Origin of the sequence: Sediminibacillus dalangtanensis, assembly GCF_017792025.1 — a bacterium.
Lineage (GTDB): Bacteria > Bacillota > Bacilli > Bacillales > Amphibacillaceae > Sediminibacillus > Sediminibacillus dalangtanensis.
The window spans coordinates 2,296,442-2,312,216 of sequence record NZ_CP046956.1 but is presented as its reverse complement, the minus strand read 5'-3'; the positions used below and the strand labels follow the sequence as shown (position 1 = coordinate 2,312,216).

Genomic DNA, 15,775 nt, shown 5'->3' with positions numbered 1-15,775 from the left:
TAAATAGTGAAGGAGCTGTTCTTACCTGGAACAGCTCCTTCACTGATAACAACAAGATAGACTGCATTAAGCAGAGAAAGGGCGACAACAAATGGTCAAATCCGTTTATATTCATATACCTTTTTGCCAGCAAATTTGCCATTACTGCGATTTCACGAAATTTTATTACAACGAAACACTTGTGGACGAGTATCTCGATGCTTTGGAGAAGGAAATGTCAACGTATATTGACGAACCAAAACAATCGATGAAAACCATCTTTGTAGGCGGCGGGACGCCTACAGCATTGAACAGCAGTCAATTGGAAAAGCTGCTCCAAATGATCGACAAACATTTCGAAGTAAACTCTTGTGAGGAATATTCCTTTGAGGCTAATCCTGGCGATTTAGATGACGAAAAAATCAAACTTTTGAAGCACTACGGAGTACAACGAATTTCAATGGGTGTTCAGGTTTTTGATGACGAGATGCTTGAATTCATTGGAAGGGTGCATCGTGTGAAGGATGTTTATCAGAATGTGGATGCCTTAACACGACAAGGGTTCAAAAATATCAGCATCGATTTAATATACAGCTTGCCCAATCAAACGTTGGAACATTTTGAACGGACACTTCATGAAGCTTTTTCCTTCCAGCTTCCTCATTATTCAGCCTATTCACTGCAAATTGAGCCGAAGACTGTTTTTTATCAACGGTACAAAAAAGGAAAGCTTCATAAACCGAAAGAAGAAGTGGAAGCAGAAATGTACCAGCTGCTGACTGAACAAATGGAGGCGCATGGGCTCAACCAATATGAAATTAGCAATTTTGCCAAACCTGGTTATGAAAGCCGGCACAATCTAACGTATTGGAACAATGATCATTACTATGGAATGGGCGCAGGGGCACACGGTTATTTACCTGGTAGACGGACCATCAATTTAAGACCTTTGCCGGCATATGTTGAGCAGGCACTGAAGGATGGGAAACCGGTACTTCACACGGAACCGATAGGCTTGAAAGAGCAAGTGGAGGAAGAAATGTTTCTCGGACTACGCAAGCGTCAGGGAGTTTCTATCAAAAGATTTCAAGAAAAGTACGGACGGGAAATTGGACATCTCTATGGTGATGCAATCGAGCAATTGAAAAAGAAGGGCTGGCTGACTGAGAAATCCGGATTTTTACAACTTACATCTGAGGGCCTGTTGTTCGGAAATGAAGTGTTCCAGGAGTTTCTTTTGGACGATGATTCACTGGAGCTTACTTATTGACAAGGAACCGTCCATTTGATAATTTAATAATAGATTTAGCACTCGCTACACAAGAGTGCTAACAGGGGTGATCATCGATGTTATCAAATAGACAGCTGCTCGTATTACAAGTTATTATTGATGAATTCATCACTACCGCACAACCAATCGGTTCCAGGGCAATTGCCAAGAAGGATGAAGTGACCTTCAGTTCTGCAACCATTCGAAATGAAATGGCGGACTTGGAGGAATTGGGCTTTATTGAAAAAACGCATTCTTCTTCAGGGAGGGTGCCTTCGGAAAAAGGATACAGATTCTATGTGGACCATCTCCTTTCCCCGTTTTCTTTGTCCAATTCCGAATTGGAGATCATTACGCATACTTTTGAGGAGGAAATGCTGGAATTTGAACGGGTTGTGCAAAAGTCAGCCGGGATTCTTTCCGATTTGACAAATTATACATCTATCATATTAGGGCCGGAAGTTTTTGAAACAAAATTGAAACAGCTGCAAATTATTAGCCTAACGGCAAATACAGCTGTTGCCATCCTGGTTACCAATACCGGCCATGTTGAACATCGTTCTTTTAATGTACCACATGAAATCAATGCGGCTGACCTGGAAATACTGGTTAATATACTGAATGATAAATTGGCTGGTGTGCCGATTATCAAACTGCAGGAAAAATTGAAAGCAGAAGTAGCGGCATTGCTGAGGGAACATACACGCGATTATAAAACGGCCTACCATTATCTTAATGGAGCTTTGTTTGAGGAACATCCAGTCAAGCTCTATGTGGGAGGTAAAACCAATATATTGATGCAGCCAGAGTTTAAAGATGTGGAAAAAATCAGGTCACTGTATTCCGTGATGGAACAGGAAGAACTTGTGGCGAGCCTTCTCCGAACAGAAAAAGACGGGATTAAAGTATCCATCGGACAGGAGAATAAGCTAGATGCCATGCAGGACTGCAGTTTGATTACCGCAACTTATTCAATCGGCGACAAGCAAATGGGCACACTTGCCTTGCTTGGACCGACAAGAATGGAATACTCAAGGGTAATCAGCCTGTTGAATGTGCTGTCGAAAAGATTGACCAATACTTTCCGATCGCTGTATGAAAGGGAGTAATTGCGGGTATAGCTGATATGATGGGAAGCAGTATTTCCCATCCCTTCTTTGTGTGCAGACAGAATGAATGTTTTTGAAACAATTTCAAACGTATTAATTTCACACACACCATTTTCGTGATATATTCTACAATGGTTATGATGGAAGAGGTTTCTTAGGAGGTGACAATCGTGGAAGAAAAAGATCAGGAAAAACAAGAACAGGAAGTAGTGGAAGAACCTGAGCAAGAGCTTGTGGAAGAAACAACGGAAGATTCCGATTCCGACAACGGGGAAGCGGATCAGCAAGCTGCACAGGAAATCGAAGCAATAAAGAAGGAAAAAGATGACGTATATCAGCGATTGTTAAGATTACAAGCTGAGTATGACAATTTCCGTAAACGGACGCAAAAAGAAAAAGAGGCAGACCTTAAGTATAAATCTCAATCGCTTGTATCCGAGTTGCTTCCTGTCGTCGACAATTTTGAAAGAGCGCTGGATACCGTGCCAGAGGATGAATCGGCTGCAGGGTTTGTGGACGGTATCAAAATGGTTTACCGCCAATTGAAAGATGCTTTGGAAAAAGAAGGCGTCGAAGAGATCAAAACAGAAGGTGAACCGTTTGATCCAAATATCCACCAGGCAGTTATGCAGGTGGAAGATGATCGATATGAGTCCAATGTAGTAGTGCAAGAATTGCAGAAAGGCTATTTACTGAAAGACCGTGTCATCAGGCCGGCTATGGTAAAGGTCAATCAATAAACTACATATGCTGTAAAGGAGGAAGTTAGACATGGGAAAAATAATTGGAATTGACTTAGGAACAACAAACTCTTGTGTAGCTGTGATGGAAGGTGGAGAATCAAAGGTAATTCCGAACCCTGAAGGAAACCGTACCACCCCTTCTGTTGTTGCTTTTAAGAATGGAGAAAGGCAAGTAGGTGAAGTTGCCAAGCGTCAGGCGATCACCAATAAAAACACGATTCAATCAATCAAACGCCATATGGGCACAGACTATAAGGTGGAAATCGAAGGAAAAGAATATACTCCACAGGAAATCTCTGCTATTATCCTACAGTATATTAAATCGTATGCAGAGGATTATTTGGGAGAATCTGTTGACAAAGCTGTCATTACTGTACCAGCTTATTTCAATGATGCCGAGCGCCAAGCAACAAAAGACGCAGGTAAAATTGCAGGTCTTGAAGTAGAGCGTATCATCAACGAACCAACCGCCGCTGCTTTGGCATATGGTATTGATAAAGATGATCAAGATCAGACTATCCTTGTCTATGACTTGGGCGGCGGTACATTCGACGTATCGATTCTGGATATCGGCGAAGGAACTTTTGAAGTTGTGGCCACGGCCGGTGATAACCGTCTGGGCGGCGATGACTTCGACCAAGTCATCATTGATCATATGGTCGCTGAGTTTAAAAAAGAAAATGGCATCGACCTTTCTCAGGACAATATGGCATTACAACGTCTTAAAGATGCTGCCGAAAAAGCGAAAAAAGACTTATCCGGTGTTGCACAAACCCAGATTTCTCTTCCATTTATTACTGCTGGGGATGCCGGTCCGCTTCATTTGGAAATGAATCTTACTCGCGCTAAATTCGATGAGCTGTCTTCCGGTCTTGTAGAACGGACTATGGGACCTACTCGTCAGGCATTGAAAGATGCAGGTATGAGTGCAGGGGAAATCGATAAAGTGCTTCTTGTTGGTGGATCAACCAGAATCCCTGCTGTGCAAGAGGCAATCAAAAAGGAAATCGGCAACGAACCATCTAAAGGGGTAAATCCTGATGAAGTTGTAGCGCTCGGTGCTGCTATTCAAGGTGGTGTGCTGCAAGGTGACGTTAAAGATGTAGTATTGCTGGATGTTACCCCGCTATCATTGGGTATTGAAACAATGGGCGGTGTAACAACGAAATTGATTGAACGGAATACGACTATTCCTACCAGCCATTCACAAGTATTCTCAACCGCCGCAGATAATCAAACGGCAGTTGATATCCATGTGCTGCAAGGTGAGAGGGAAATGGCTGCAGATAACAAAACAATGGGTCGTTTTCAGCTGACCGATATTCCGCCAGCACCACGCGGAGTACCACAAATCGAAGTGTCTTTCGATATCGATGCAAATGGTATCGTAAATGTCCGGGCAAAAGATCTTGGTACGAACAAAGAACAATCGATTACCATAAAATCATCTTCCGGACTATCTGATGAAGAAGTGGAACAAATGGTTAAAGATGCAGAAGCGAACGCGGAAGAAGACAAAAAACGCCGTGAAGAAGTGGAACTTCGAAACGAAGCAGATCAGTTGGTCTTCACGACAGATAAAACCATCAAAGATCTAGGTGACAAGGTCTCTGAAGACGAAAAACAAAAAGCGGAATCTGCTAAAGAAGAATTGCAAAAAGCGCTGGAAGAAGGCGACTTAGAACAAATCAGAACGAAAAAAGATGCCCTTCAAGAGCAGGTGCAAGCTTTGTCGGTTAAACTATATGAACAAGCACAGGCAGATGCCCAGGCCCAGCAAGGTGAAGGTGGCCAGGAAGGCGACGATGTAGTGGACGCCGATTATGAAGAAGTAGACGATGAAGAAGAGAAAAAATAGGCGTTAAAATAAGTCCGTGTCAAAAAAGTCAAAGTCAGGATTTCCTTGGCTTTGGCTTTTTACACGTAATCCGTTATATAACACCAATTCATCAAGCTTCTATTTGTTATTTACCCCAACTTATTTACACAAGAAGGAATTTGCTCAGTTAAGGAAAGTAATGTTATGATAAACTTTATGTTATAGAGATTCGGGAGAGTGATCTTCAAGTGAGTAAACGAGATTATTATGAAATCCTTGGTGTCTCCAAAGACGCTTCCAAGGATGAAATAAAAAAAGCATACCGGAAATTGGCACGTAAATACCATCCGGATGTAAATAAGGAAGCAGATGCTGCCGATAAATTTAAAGAAGCGAAGGAAGCCTATGAAGTGCTGGGCGATGAACAAAAAAGAACGCAGTATGACCAATTTGGTCACGCGGGACCACAGAGTCAAGGATTTGGCGGCGGTTTTGGCAGTGCCGAAGACTTTGGTGGTTTCGGAGATATATTCGATATGTTTTTTGGCGGCGGTGGAAGAAGACGGGATCCAAATGCACCGCGGCAGGGTGCTGACTTACAATATACCATGACGCTGGATTTTGAAGAAGCCATCTTCGGCAAAGATACAGACATTCAAATTCCTCGCGAGGAAACCTGCGAAACTTGTCACGGTTCCGGCGCCAAGCCTGGCACAGAACCGAAAACCTGTTCCCATTGTAATGGGTCAGGTCAGCTGAATATGGAACAAAATACACCTTTCGGCCGTGTCGTCAATAAGCGTGTCTGCCATTATTGCCAAGGAACAGGTAAAATCATTCCTGATAAATGCAACACCTGCGGTGGAACAGGAAAAGTGAAAAAACGCAAAAAAATTCATATCAACATCCCGGCAGGAATAGACGAAGGACAACAAATCCGTGTTTCCGGACAAGGCGAAGCTGGTGTTAATGGCGGCCCTCCAGGAGATCTATATGTTGTGGTTCAAATCAAACCGCACGAATTTTACGAGCGCGAAGGCGACCATATTTTCTGTGAAATGCCAATAACTTTTGCCCAGGCTGCATTGGGAGATGAAATTGAAGTTCCGACAGTCCATGGTAAAGTAAAACTTAAAGTTCCAGCTGGAACACAAACAGGCAAGACGTTCCGTCTGAAAGGGAAAGGCGTACCGAATGTACGTGGTTACGGTCATGGAGATCAACATGTCAACATTCGCGTGGTGACTCCTACCAACCTTACAGAACGACAACAGGAAATTTTGCGCGAATTTAACGATATTAGTGGCAATCAGCCGACGGAAGAACAGCATGGAACATTCTTTCAGCGGGTCAAACGTGCATTCAAAGGGGAATGACCATAAGTAAGACAAATCGGCGGGAGGGTACATGTTTTGTAACTTCCTGCCTGCTTTTTTAAAAAGTTCAACCCTGACTTTACATAAAGTATCTATCAATAATCGGAATGACGGCCTGGTTGTCAGGTTTTATTTCGGAAGAAGCGGGTGATTCCAGTGAAATGGTCAGAAATCACAATCCATACCACGAATGAGGCGATAGAACCGATTTCCAACATACTACATGAAGCAGGCGCCAGTGGGGTTGTTATCGAAGATCCAAGGGATTTGATAAAAGAAAGAGACACTTTTTATGGGGAAATATATGAGCTTAACCCCGATGACTATCCAGAAGAAGGCGTATACGTGAAAGCTTACTTACCTGTAAACAGTTTTCTTGGGGAAACAGTGGAAGAGATCAAGCAGGCGGTCAACAATCTGCTTCTTTATAATATTGACCTGGGGATGAATAACATAACGCTTAGCGAAGTGCATGAGGAAGAGTGGGCGACCGCCTGGAAAAAATATTATAAACCTGTGAAAATATCAGAAAAAGTGACGATCATACCGACTTGGGAGGAGTATTCACCTGTTTCGAGTGACGAAATCATCATTGAGCTTGATCCCGGAATGGCTTTCGGGACGGGTACACATCCCACAACCGTTTTAAGTATACAGGCGCTGGAGAGGTTCGTTTCGAAAGGGGATAAAGTACTCGATGTCGGATCAGGGTCGGGGGTGTTGAGCATCGCAGCCGTGTTGTTGGGAGCAGATCAGGTTAAGGCGTTCGATTTGGATGATATTGCCGTGAAGAGCACGGTTATAAATGCCAAACTGAATCATGTGGAGAGTAAGATCGAATCCAGGCAAAACAACCTGCTGGATAATATAAAAGAAGAAGCTGATTTGATTGTTTCCAATATACTGGCTGAGATAATCGTCCGTTTCGTCAAGGAAGCCTATGATTGCTTGAAGCCTGGCGGAACATTTATTACTTCCGGAATCATACAGGCTAAAAAACAATTGGTCAGAGAAGAATTGGAACATAGCGGTTTTGAAATACTGGAAGTCAATCAAATGGAAGATTGGGCCTCGTTTATAGCAAGAAAACCGGAAGTAGAGCAGGTGTTTTAATTGCAGCGATATTTCGTACCCGAAGAGGGCTGGCAGGAAAATATGGTGCGCATTATCGGGGATGACCGGCATCATATCGACAGGGTAATGCGTATGCAGTCTGGCGACTCGATAATCTGCAATGCACCGGAAGGCAGGGCGGCGGTCTGTACGATCAACGATGTCACGGATCAGTATATTTCTGCTACCATTGATGAATGGCTGGATGAGATGAAAGAACTTCCGGTAGAGGTGACTATCGCCCATGGACTTCCCAAAGGCGACAAGTTGGAACTTGTCCTTCAAAAAGGAACGGAGCTGGGAGCAGCCAGTTTCATTCCTTTTCAAGCAGGTCGTTCGATTGTGAAGTGGGATCAGAAAAAAGCAGAAAAAAAGCTGTCCCGTTATCGAAAAATAGTCAAAGAGGCTAGTGAGCAATCGCATCGTACAGTAGTTCCGGAAGTAGAAGGTTTTCTTGACTTTGAAAGTCTGTTGAAAAAGAGCGAGGACTATCCGGTGAAAATCTTCGCCTATGAGGATGAGGCAAAAACAAACGATTTTCACGGGTTGAGCGGCATCCTTTCAAACGTGGAATCAGGCCAGAAAATCATTGCTTGTATTGGTCCTGAGGGCGGATATACAATAGAAGAAGCTGAAGCCTTGAAAGCTCATGGTTTTGAGCCGGTCCGGCTGGGGCCACGGATACTTAGAACAGAGACTGCACCGTTGTATTTGTTGGCAAGTATTTCGTATCATTTTGAAGAATTGGGGTGTTGAAAATGCCGACAGTGGCTTTTCATACATTAGGTTGTAAAGTGAACCATTATGAAACAGAAGGAATTTGGAGAAAGTTCAAAGAGGAAGGTTATGAACGGGTTGATTTTGATCACCAGTCAGATGTTTATGTAATCAATACCTGTACCGTAACCAATACAGGCGATAAAAAAAGCCGGCAAGTGATTCGTCGTGCTATCCGGAAAAATCCGGAAGCAGTTGTTTGTGTTACCGGGTGCTATGCTCAAACTTCACCGGGTGAAATCATGGAAATCCCCGGCGTAGACGTTGTCGTCGGAACCCAGCACCGGGAAAAGATGATTGAATATATCGAGCAGCATAAGCAGGAACGGCAGCCAATAAACGGAGTTTCAAACATCATGAAAAACCGTGTTTTCGAAGAGATGGACGTACCCGTATTTACGGACCGGACACGTGCATCCCTGAAAATTCAGGAAGGATGCAACAACTTCTGTACGTTTTGTATCATCCCCTGGTCACGTGGACTACTACGCTCCAGAGAACCTGAAAATGTATTAAAACAAGCACGGCAACTTGTGGATGCAGGTTACAAAGAAATTGTTCTGACAGGAATCCATACAGCAGGATATGGGGAGGATATGAAGGATTATAATTTTGCCCAATTGCTGCGTGACTTGGAAACAAAAGTAGACGGATTAAAACGTATCCGGATATCTTCCATTGAAGCGAGCCAAATCACTGACGAGGTAATCGAAGTGCTCGACCAGTCGGATAAGATCGTCCGTCACCTTCATATTCCGCTGCAGTCAGGTTCCGACACCGTTTTAGAACGGATGAGAAGAAAATATTCTGCTGACTTTTACCGTGGGAAAATCGAAAAAATCAAGCGCGCCCTGCCTGGTTTGGCGATTACGTCCGATGTAATTGTCGGTTTTCCTGGAGAAACAGAGGAAGAGTTTCAGGAAACATACGACTTTATCCGGGAAATCGGTTATTCAGAGCTTCATGTTTTCCCATTCTCAAAACGTACCGGGACACCTGCAGCGCGTATGACTGATCAAGTTGAAGATGATGTAAAAAATGAACGTGTCCACCGTCTGATTGAGTTGTCAGACCAACAGGCCAAAGAGTATGCTTCCCAGTATGAAGGCGAAGTCCTGGAAGTGATTCCAGAAGAGCGTTTTGATGAAGAAGCAGGGGACAATATATTTGTCGGTTATACCGATAACTATCTGAAGGTGAAATTTGAAGCCTCCGATGACATGATTGGCAAGATTGTCCGCGTGAAGATCACGAAAGCGGGATACCCATATAATGAAGGGCAGTTTGTCCGTGTGATGGATGAACCGAAAATTAACCAAAAAGCGGAAATCTTTTAAAAAGAGCCTGGGACAAAAGCATCGTGACCAAAATGAAAACCGAACGATTTTACCATTCGTTCGGTTTTTTTTGATGAGCAAAAAGCAAACTTCTCTAACCTTCTCTCATGAAAAGTGCAACTTCCCACTCATAGCGATTCGAAGCACGCATCAAACAACAGGACAAAAGAGAATATACAAATAAGAACCGAACGAATTTGATTAGCAGTTAGAATTCGCTCGGTTTCTGCTTTGGTGGCCATGCTTTTGTCCCGGCCCCTTTCCTTTTGTGGCTTAAGTCGGCCTTGTTTGAGTAGAATGCTGAACAATACTTGGTTTTTTTGAACCGAAAATGCTATGATTGACAGAGAGGTTCGTACAACGAGAAAGGATGGGTACAATTGGATAAGAAACTAGCAAGTATGATTGATCATACGCAACTGAAGCCTGATACAAAAAAATCGAAAATGGACCAAATCATTCAAGAGGCAAAAGAAAACCATTTTGCTTCCGTTTGTGTCAACCCTTATTGGGTTTCTTACTGTTATCAACAGTTAAAGGATACAGATGTAAAAGTGTGCACCGTAATTGGATTTCCTTTGGGAGCAACCACGACGGAAACCAAGGTGTTTGAAACAGAGCAAGCCATCAAAAATGGAGCTACGGAAGTCGATATGGTCATCAACGTCGGAGCATTGAAGTCTGGCGAAACGGCTGTAGTGGAAAAGGATATTGCTGCTGTTGTCAACGCAGCTGGCAATCAGGCACTGACGAAAGTGATCATTGAAACTTCTCTTCTGGATGAAGCTGAAAAGGTTACAGCTTGCCAGTTGGCTAAGAAGGCTGGCGCTGACTTCGTAAAAACGTCGACAGGTTTCTCTGGGGGCGGCGCAACGGTTGAGGATATCGCTTTGATGAGAAAAACAGTGGGACCAGAGATGGGAGTCAAAGCATCCGGAGGTGTCAGGGACCGGGAAACGACAGATGCGATGATTGAAGCAGGTGCGACTCGTATTGGTGCCAGTGCTGGTGTACAAATTATCTCTGGCGGAATAGCTGACACTGACTATTAATCGAGGCGGTATTGCTGTTTTAGCGCGACACAATCTATGGCTGCGGCGAAAATAACACTAGCTTCCCTTGTACTTCTGAAAAAAATTATAGCTGTATGGAAAGAACACACTGCCATAACGGTTCCTTTGTGAAGGAGGATGTCATGCAGTGTGTTTTTTTACGCTTACTATTTGCCGTGGAACCGGATGATGAACTTTTCGAATGGACTGATAAATGGCAGAAATAAAAGCACAGAAGCAACGTTGAATAAGACTGCAACATGAGCTAGTTGTTTGATTGGATAACTTGACAAGGTCTCTGCAAATCCAGTAATTCCGGTAAGGAATGGAAGAAATAGCAGGACGCTGAACAAGTTGAACCAAACATGCGCCATCGCAGTTAAAACAGCCTGTTTTCCTGTTCCCAGAGCTGCCAGTACTGCGGTCAGGCAAGTACCGATATTGGCTCCGAGAACGATAGCAATGGAGGCAGCCATGCTTATTAGTCCCTCGTTTAGAAAACTCATCGTAATACCGGTGGTAGCACTTGAAGATTGGATGGCGCCACTGAACACCATTCCGATGACTACCCCGGCCTCTGGATTCAATTGAGTAAACATAATGGCATCTTCCAATATCGGAAGTTCTACAATCAAGGGGGCCAATGATTCGAATCCAGCCAGAGCGATAAAGATGGAACCGATGCCAAACAGGATGGTACCCGCCCCAAAAAGTACTTTTATATTGGAGAACAGCAGGATTGCACCAAGAACAACAAAAGTCCATTCGGGAATATATTGACTGAAAGCCAGCAATTCCCCCGTTGCTGTCGTTCCGATGTTTGCACCGAGGATGATACCAATGGATTGTTTAAAGGTCATCAACCCTACGCTTACAAAGCCGATCGTCAGCACCATGATCAAGGAACTGCTCTGTAAAACGGCAGTTGCAAGCAGACCTGTCAAAATTCCAACATAATGATTTTTCGTCATGCCTGCAAGCAAGGATTCAACTTTATGGAAGGCAACGTGGTATAAGCCTGTCCGCAAAACTTGGAAACCGAGAAAAAACAGCATTAAAAACACGGCGGATAAAGAAAGCAAATCAGCCAAACGACTCACCTCGATACATTATATGGACAGGCGGTGGAAACATGTCTGTTTCTTTTCAAGGCTGTTTATCAAAAGATTGATATTCTTGCGTAAAACATCTAAACTACGCAGTAACTGTGATTGGAAGTTCCATTACCTATTCAAAAAGCGTGTTAAGCAACGCTCCGCGGGCACGGCTTCAGCTCGCGCTTTTCCCGTTGGAGTCTGCGTATGCTCCCTGCGCTAAGGAGCATGATGATTATCGCTAGCGCAGAAACTTTTTTCCTTGAAACCCAACAAGACTTCTTAAAAACGGTTGTCAGGAAACGCGTGCTTTTCTTCCTAGAAAACAGTTGGGGTTCCGTCTTTTCTCCTTCTCTTGGACTTTTTGCTTGTTTTTCTAGCTACATGCAGTACCAAGTGATGCAAGAGAAAAATGTCTCGTACATTCGTTTAGAAACAGGAATCTGTTCCCAGCGAAGGAAATACCCGATGACTCCTGCGGGAGGAAAGGCCTCGGTGAGATCCCGCAGAGCGTTAGCTCGAGGAAGCTCACCAGCCGCCCGCGGAAAGCGCAGGGTATTTCCGTAGCGCTGGACTACACCACTACTATAAAAAGGCCCAAGGACTACAAAGGAAGTTACTGCGCAGTTTCTATCAACTACGGCGATTAACGAGTATCGAAGTGTACGAGGAGACTGTTAAATAAAAAAAGAATGTCCGTATAGTAAGTAAAATAGAATTTATTTGTGATTGCTTGTGAAATGAGTTGACCGGGAATTGGCAATATATTATAATTGTCGGGAGACATATGTGAGGTTACATATGTCCCAGAAACCTGTTGTATGCTTCGGAGGGAGGGAAAATAGCATGTCAAACACAACTCGCGTTCGTAAAAACGAGTCTCTTGAAGATGCTCTTCGTCGCTTCAAACGCAGTGTATCTAAAAGTGGTACATTGTCTGAATACCGCAAGCGTGAATTTTATGAAAAACCTAGTGTGCGCCGCAAGAAAAAATCTGAGGCTGCTAGAAAGCGTAAGTAACAAAGAGGGTGTAGAAGAGATATGTCATTAGTTGAACGTCTGAACCAGGACATGAAGCAGGCGATGAAAAACAAGGATAAACAAGCCTTGAGTGTCATTCGCATGGTGAAAGCTTCTTTACAGAATGAAGCCATCAAACTTGGTAAAGACGAATTATCTGAAGAAGAAGAACTAACTGTTTTATCCAGAGAGTTAAAACAGCGAAAAGATTCCCTCCAAGAATTCAAAGAAGCTGGACGCGATGATCTTGCGGAAAAACTTGAAGATGAAATAAAAGTTTTACAAGCATATATGCCGAAACAGCTTACAGAAGAAGAACTTGAACAAATTGTTCAAGAAACGATCCAGGAAGTTGGCGCAACTTCCAAAAAAGATATGGGCAGTGTTATGAGTGCCGTCATGCCTAAAGTAAAAGGTCAGGCTGATGGTTCACAAGTGAATCGTCTTGTTCAGAAGCATTTGTCTTAATTAAATTAAACAAGTGAGCGCTAAAAGGAGAAGTGGTTTTCGCCAACGAAGGCGGGAACCGCTTCTTTTATATAGGGAAAGAATCCCATTTCTGACGGTCTGCTGCTGTTTTCCTAAAATAGTAAGAGCCTTTTCTCATGAATATGTCGTGTTGGGTGAATACTAACATCTGAAAATGTATGTTAAACTGAAGAAAAGTTTTTGAAACTTTAATAGGTAGCGGTCCGTATACATAGCGAACCGATAGAAAGGAGGGGATAGCAGGTGGGCAGAAGATTAGCCGTTATCTTTGTCGTGTTCTTGGGCATGATAGCGGGTTTGATTGGTTCTTTTATCCCTCCAACATCGATTCACGCAGCTGGAGGGAATGGAAAGCTGGTGTATGTCATACCGGTTGAAAATGAAGTGGAGCGGGGGCTGGAAGCTTTTTTAAAGAGAACTACACAGGAAGCAGTCGAAGAAAATGCCGACCATATCATTTTTGAAATAGATACTCCAGGTGGACGAGTCGATGCTGCAGGACAGATTGCTGAATTGTTACAGGATTTAGAAATTCAGACAACTGCGTTTATTACCAATGAAGCTTTATCAGCAGGATCATACATAGCATTGAACACCGACAATATTTACATGAAGCCTCATGCAACAATGGGAGCGAGCGGCGTTATAAACTCAGACGGTACTGCTGCTGATAAAAAAGCACAGTCAGCATGGATTTCGGCTATGAAGAGTGCTGCTACTTCGAAGGATAGAGATCCATTGTATGCAGAAGCAATGGCAAATCCTTCTGTTGATTTACCGGAATATGGCGCGCCCGAAGGTGAATTTTTAACCTTGGAGCCGACAACGGCTGTGGAGGTAGGTTATGCAAAAGCAATCGTTAACCACCGTACAGAACTGTTGGCTGAGCTGAACCTGCAAGATGCTGAAATTATTGAAACCAATACCACGCTTGCAGAGGAAATCGCCAGGTTCTTAACGAACCCTGTCGTAGTACCGATATTGTTGTCTCTTGCAAGCATCGGTTTAATCGTCGAGCTATATTCTCCGGGTTTCGGAATTCCAGGTTCTATAGGCCTGTTGTCCCTGATTTTATTTTTCTACGGACATATTGTGGCTGGCCTAGCAGGCTATGAAGCGGTTATCTTGCTTGTGTTGGGAATCATTTTGATCATAGCTGAAATTTTTGTGCCGGGAGGAATAATTGGTATTCTCGGAATCGGTGCAGTAGTCGCTGCCTTGTTCATGTCTTCAGCAGACATGGGACATATGGCCATGAGCATTGCAATCGCATTACTTTCATCAATTGTCGTTTCCGTTATTCTTTTTAAAACAATCGGCTTGGAAAAAGGTTTCTTTAAAAATATCATTCTAAAGGATGCAACGACTACTGAACAAGGCTATGTGTCTTCAGTCAGCAGGCTGGATTTAATCGGCCTGGAAGGCAGAGCGGTCACAATGCTGCGGCCGTCAGGTACGGGGATCTTCGGGGATGAACGGCTTGATGTAGTGACCGAAGGTGCTTATGTCGAGAAGGATACTCCTATCAAGATTGTCAAAACGGAAGGTTCAAGGATAGTGGTAAGGCAAATAAATAATCAACAGAAACAGGAGGACGTATAATGGACATTCAAAGTTTATTACCGATCATAGTAATCGGATTAATTGTCATAGCAGTTGCTGTATTATTTACCTTTATTCCGGTGATGCTCTGGATCAGCGCCCTGGCTGCTGGTGTCAGAGTCAGCATTTTTACGCTGGTTGGAATGCGTTTGAGAAGGGTTGTTCCTTCCAGGGTGATCAATCCGCTAATCAAGGCACATAAAGCAGGCCTTGGCGTCAACACGAACCAGCTGGAGAGCCACTATTTGGCAGGAGGTAATGTCGATCGGGTGGTCAATGCTTTGATTGCCGCACAGCGAGCAAACATCGAACTGACTTTCGAGCGAGCTGCAGCAATCGACCTGGCTGGTCGGGATGTGCTGGAAGCAGTACAAATGAGTGTTAACCCGAAAGTGATAGAAACACCGTTCATTGCTGGTATTGCAATGGATGGGATCGAGGTGAAAGCAAAAGCCCGGATTACCGTACGAGCTAATATCGACCGACTTGTCGGCGGGGCCGGTGAGGATACAGTGATCGCCCGTGTTGGCGAAGGGATTGTAAGTACGATTGGTAGCTCGGACAGTCACACGAAAGTTTTGGAAAATCCGGATTCCATTTCCCATAATGTCTTATCCAAAGGTCTGGACGCGGGTACAGCTTTTGAAATCCTATCGATTGATATTGCTGATATCGATATCGGCAAAAATATTGGGGCTACCCTTTCCACAGATCAGGCAGAAGCAGACAAAAACATTGCACAGGCTAAAGCAGAAGAGCGTCGTGCAATGGCTGTCGCCCAAGAACAGGAAATGCTGGCAAGGGTACAGGAAATGCGCGCCAAGGTCGTCGAGGCAGAAGCAGACGTACCGCTTGCTCTTGCTGAAGCGCTTCGCTCAGGCAATATGGGCGTGATGGACTATATGAATTATAAGAACATCAATGCCGACACAGACATGCGCGATACGATTGGCAAGCTTTCTCAAGAAGAAAATGATGAGGATCAATAAAAGAGG

Annotated in this window: 14 protein-coding genes; 13 read left to right on the top strand and 1 reads right to left on the bottom strand. The window is 43.8% G+C overall.

Going from position 1 to position 15,775, the window contains the following annotated elements; all coding sequences use genetic code 11:
• Nucleotides 1-91: 91 nt before the first annotated feature.
• The 9 genes from hemW to deoC all read left to right on the top strand — a co-directional run bounded on the left by hemW (nucleotide 92) and on the right by deoC (nucleotide 10,575).
• The gene (gene hemW / locus ERJ70_RS11675; RefSeq protein WP_209365043.1) at nucleotides 92-1,249 is read left to right on the top strand and encodes a radical SAM family heme chaperone HemW; all 1,158 of its coding nucleotides are present in this window, start codon (nucleotides 92-94) and stop codon (nucleotides 1,247-1,249) included.
• A gap of 77 nt (nucleotides 1,250-1,326) precedes the next feature.
• Nucleotides 1,327-2,358 carry a heat-inducible transcriptional repressor HrcA gene (gene hrcA, locus ERJ70_RS11670; protein ID WP_074600961.1) on the top strand — a complete coding sequence of 344 codons (1,032 nt, stop codon included), beginning with the start codon at nucleotides 1,327-1,329 and terminating at the stop codon, nucleotides 2,356-2,358.
• A 167-nt stretch (nucleotides 2,359-2,525) separates the two neighbouring features.
• Nucleotides 2,526-3,098, top strand: coding sequence for a nucleotide exchange factor GrpE (grpE, locus tag ERJ70_RS11665; protein WP_209369334.1), 573 nt, complete (start codon nucleotides 2,526-2,528; stop codon nucleotides 3,096-3,098).
• Nucleotides 3,099-3,129: 31 nt separating this feature from the next.
• Nucleotides 3,130-4,959 (top strand): molecular chaperone DnaK, encoded by a 1,830-nt coding sequence (gene dnaK / locus ERJ70_RS11660; protein ID WP_209365042.1) that lies wholly within the window; start codon nucleotides 3,130-3,132, stop codon nucleotides 4,957-4,959.
• Between the two features lie 209 nt (nucleotides 4,960-5,168).
• Nucleotides 5,169-6,296, top strand: a complete 1,128-nt coding sequence (gene dnaJ / locus ERJ70_RS11655; protein ID WP_209365041.1) for a molecular chaperone DnaJ — start codon at nucleotides 5,169-5,171, stop codon at nucleotides 6,294-6,296.
• 156 nt (nucleotides 6,297-6,452) lie between these two features.
• Nucleotides 6,453-7,409 (top strand): 50S ribosomal protein L11 methyltransferase, encoded by a 957-nt coding sequence (gene prmA / locus ERJ70_RS11650; protein WP_209365040.1) that lies wholly within the window; start codon nucleotides 6,453-6,455, stop codon nucleotides 7,407-7,409.
• Complete coding sequence (locus ERJ70_RS11645) at nucleotides 7,410-8,165, top strand: 16S rRNA (uracil(1498)-N(3))-methyltransferase (RefSeq protein WP_209365039.1); 756 nt, start codon at nucleotides 7,410-7,412, stop codon at nucleotides 8,163-8,165.
• 2 nt (nucleotides 8,166-8,167) lie between these two features.
• Nucleotides 8,168-9,523, top strand: coding sequence for a tRNA (N(6)-L-threonylcarbamoyladenosine(37)-C(2))-methylthiotransferase MtaB (mtaB, locus tag ERJ70_RS11640; protein WP_209365038.1), 1,356 nt, complete (start codon nucleotides 8,168-8,170; stop codon nucleotides 9,521-9,523).
• A 380-nt stretch (nucleotides 9,524-9,903) separates the two neighbouring features.
• Nucleotides 9,904-10,575 (top strand): deoxyribose-phosphate aldolase, encoded by a 672-nt coding sequence (gene deoC, locus ERJ70_RS11635; RefSeq protein ID WP_209365037.1) that lies wholly within the window; start codon nucleotides 9,904-9,906, stop codon nucleotides 10,573-10,575.
• A 167-nt stretch (nucleotides 10,576-10,742) separates the two neighbouring features.
• Here deoC and ERJ70_RS11630 read toward each other — a convergent pair whose 3' ends face one another.
• Nucleotides 10,743-11,666 (bottom strand): Na/Pi symporter, encoded by a 924-nt coding sequence (locus ERJ70_RS11630; RefSeq protein WP_209365036.1) that lies wholly within the window; start codon nucleotides 11,664-11,666, stop codon nucleotides 10,743-10,745.
• A gap of 849 nt (nucleotides 11,667-12,515) precedes the next feature.
• Here ERJ70_RS11630 and rpsU point away from each other — a divergent pair.
• From rpsU to floA, 4 genes are all read left to right on the top strand, one after another.
• A complete protein-coding gene (rpsU, locus tag ERJ70_RS11625; protein ID WP_067837072.1) occupies nucleotides 12,516-12,689 on the top strand; it encodes a 30S ribosomal protein S21 in 174 nt (57 codons plus the stop codon).
• A 21-nt stretch (nucleotides 12,690-12,710) separates the two neighbouring features.
• Nucleotides 12,711-13,157: a GatB/YqeY domain-containing protein gene (locus ERJ70_RS11620; protein WP_074601151.1), complete on the top strand. Its 447-nt coding sequence runs from the start codon at nucleotides 12,711-12,713 to the stop codon at nucleotides 13,155-13,157.
• A gap of 306 nt (nucleotides 13,158-13,463) precedes the next feature.
• Nucleotides 13,464-14,780 carry an NfeD family protein gene (locus ERJ70_RS11615; protein WP_209369332.1) on the top strand — a complete coding sequence of 439 codons (1,317 nt, stop codon included), beginning with the start codon at nucleotides 13,464-13,466 and terminating at the stop codon, nucleotides 14,778-14,780.
• Nucleotides 14,780-15,769, top strand: coding sequence for a flotillin-like protein FloA (floA, locus tag ERJ70_RS11610; RefSeq protein WP_026569908.1), 990 nt, complete (start codon nucleotides 14,780-14,782; stop codon nucleotides 15,767-15,769). The genes ERJ70_RS11615 and floA overlap by 1 nt, the downstream gene beginning before the upstream one ends.
• The last annotated feature ends 6 nt before the right edge of the window (nucleotides 15,770-15,775 follow it).

Bases quoted from the DNA above. Each gene is read 5' to 3' on its own strand.
- hemW (WP_209365043.1), top strand. From the start codon at position 92: ATGGTCAAATCCGTTTATATTCATATACCTTTTTGCCAGCAAATTTGC.
- hrcA (WP_074600961.1), top strand. From the start codon at position 1,327: ATGTTATCAAATAGACAGCTGCTCGTATTACAAGTTATTATTGATGAA.
- dnaK (WP_209365042.1), top strand. From the start codon at position 3,130: ATGGGAAAAATAATTGGAATTGACTTAGGAACAACAAACTCTTGTGTA.
- mtaB (WP_209365038.1), top strand. From the start codon at position 8,168: ATGCCGACAGTGGCTTTTCATACATTAGGTTGTAAAGTGAACCATTAT.
- rpsU (WP_067837072.1), top strand. From the start codon at position 12,516: ATGTCAAACACAACTCGCGTTCGTAAAAACGAGTCTCTTGAAGATGCT.
- ERJ70_RS11620 (WP_074601151.1), top strand. From the start codon at position 12,711: ATGTCATTAGTTGAACGTCTGAACCAGGACATGAAGCAGGCGATGAAA.
- ERJ70_RS11615 (WP_209369332.1), top strand. From the start codon at position 13,464: ATGATAGCGGGTTTGATTGGTTCTTTTATCCCTCCAACATCGATTCAC.
- floA (WP_026569908.1), top strand. From the start codon at position 14,780: ATGGACATTCAAAGTTTATTACCGATCATAGTAATCGGATTAATTGTC.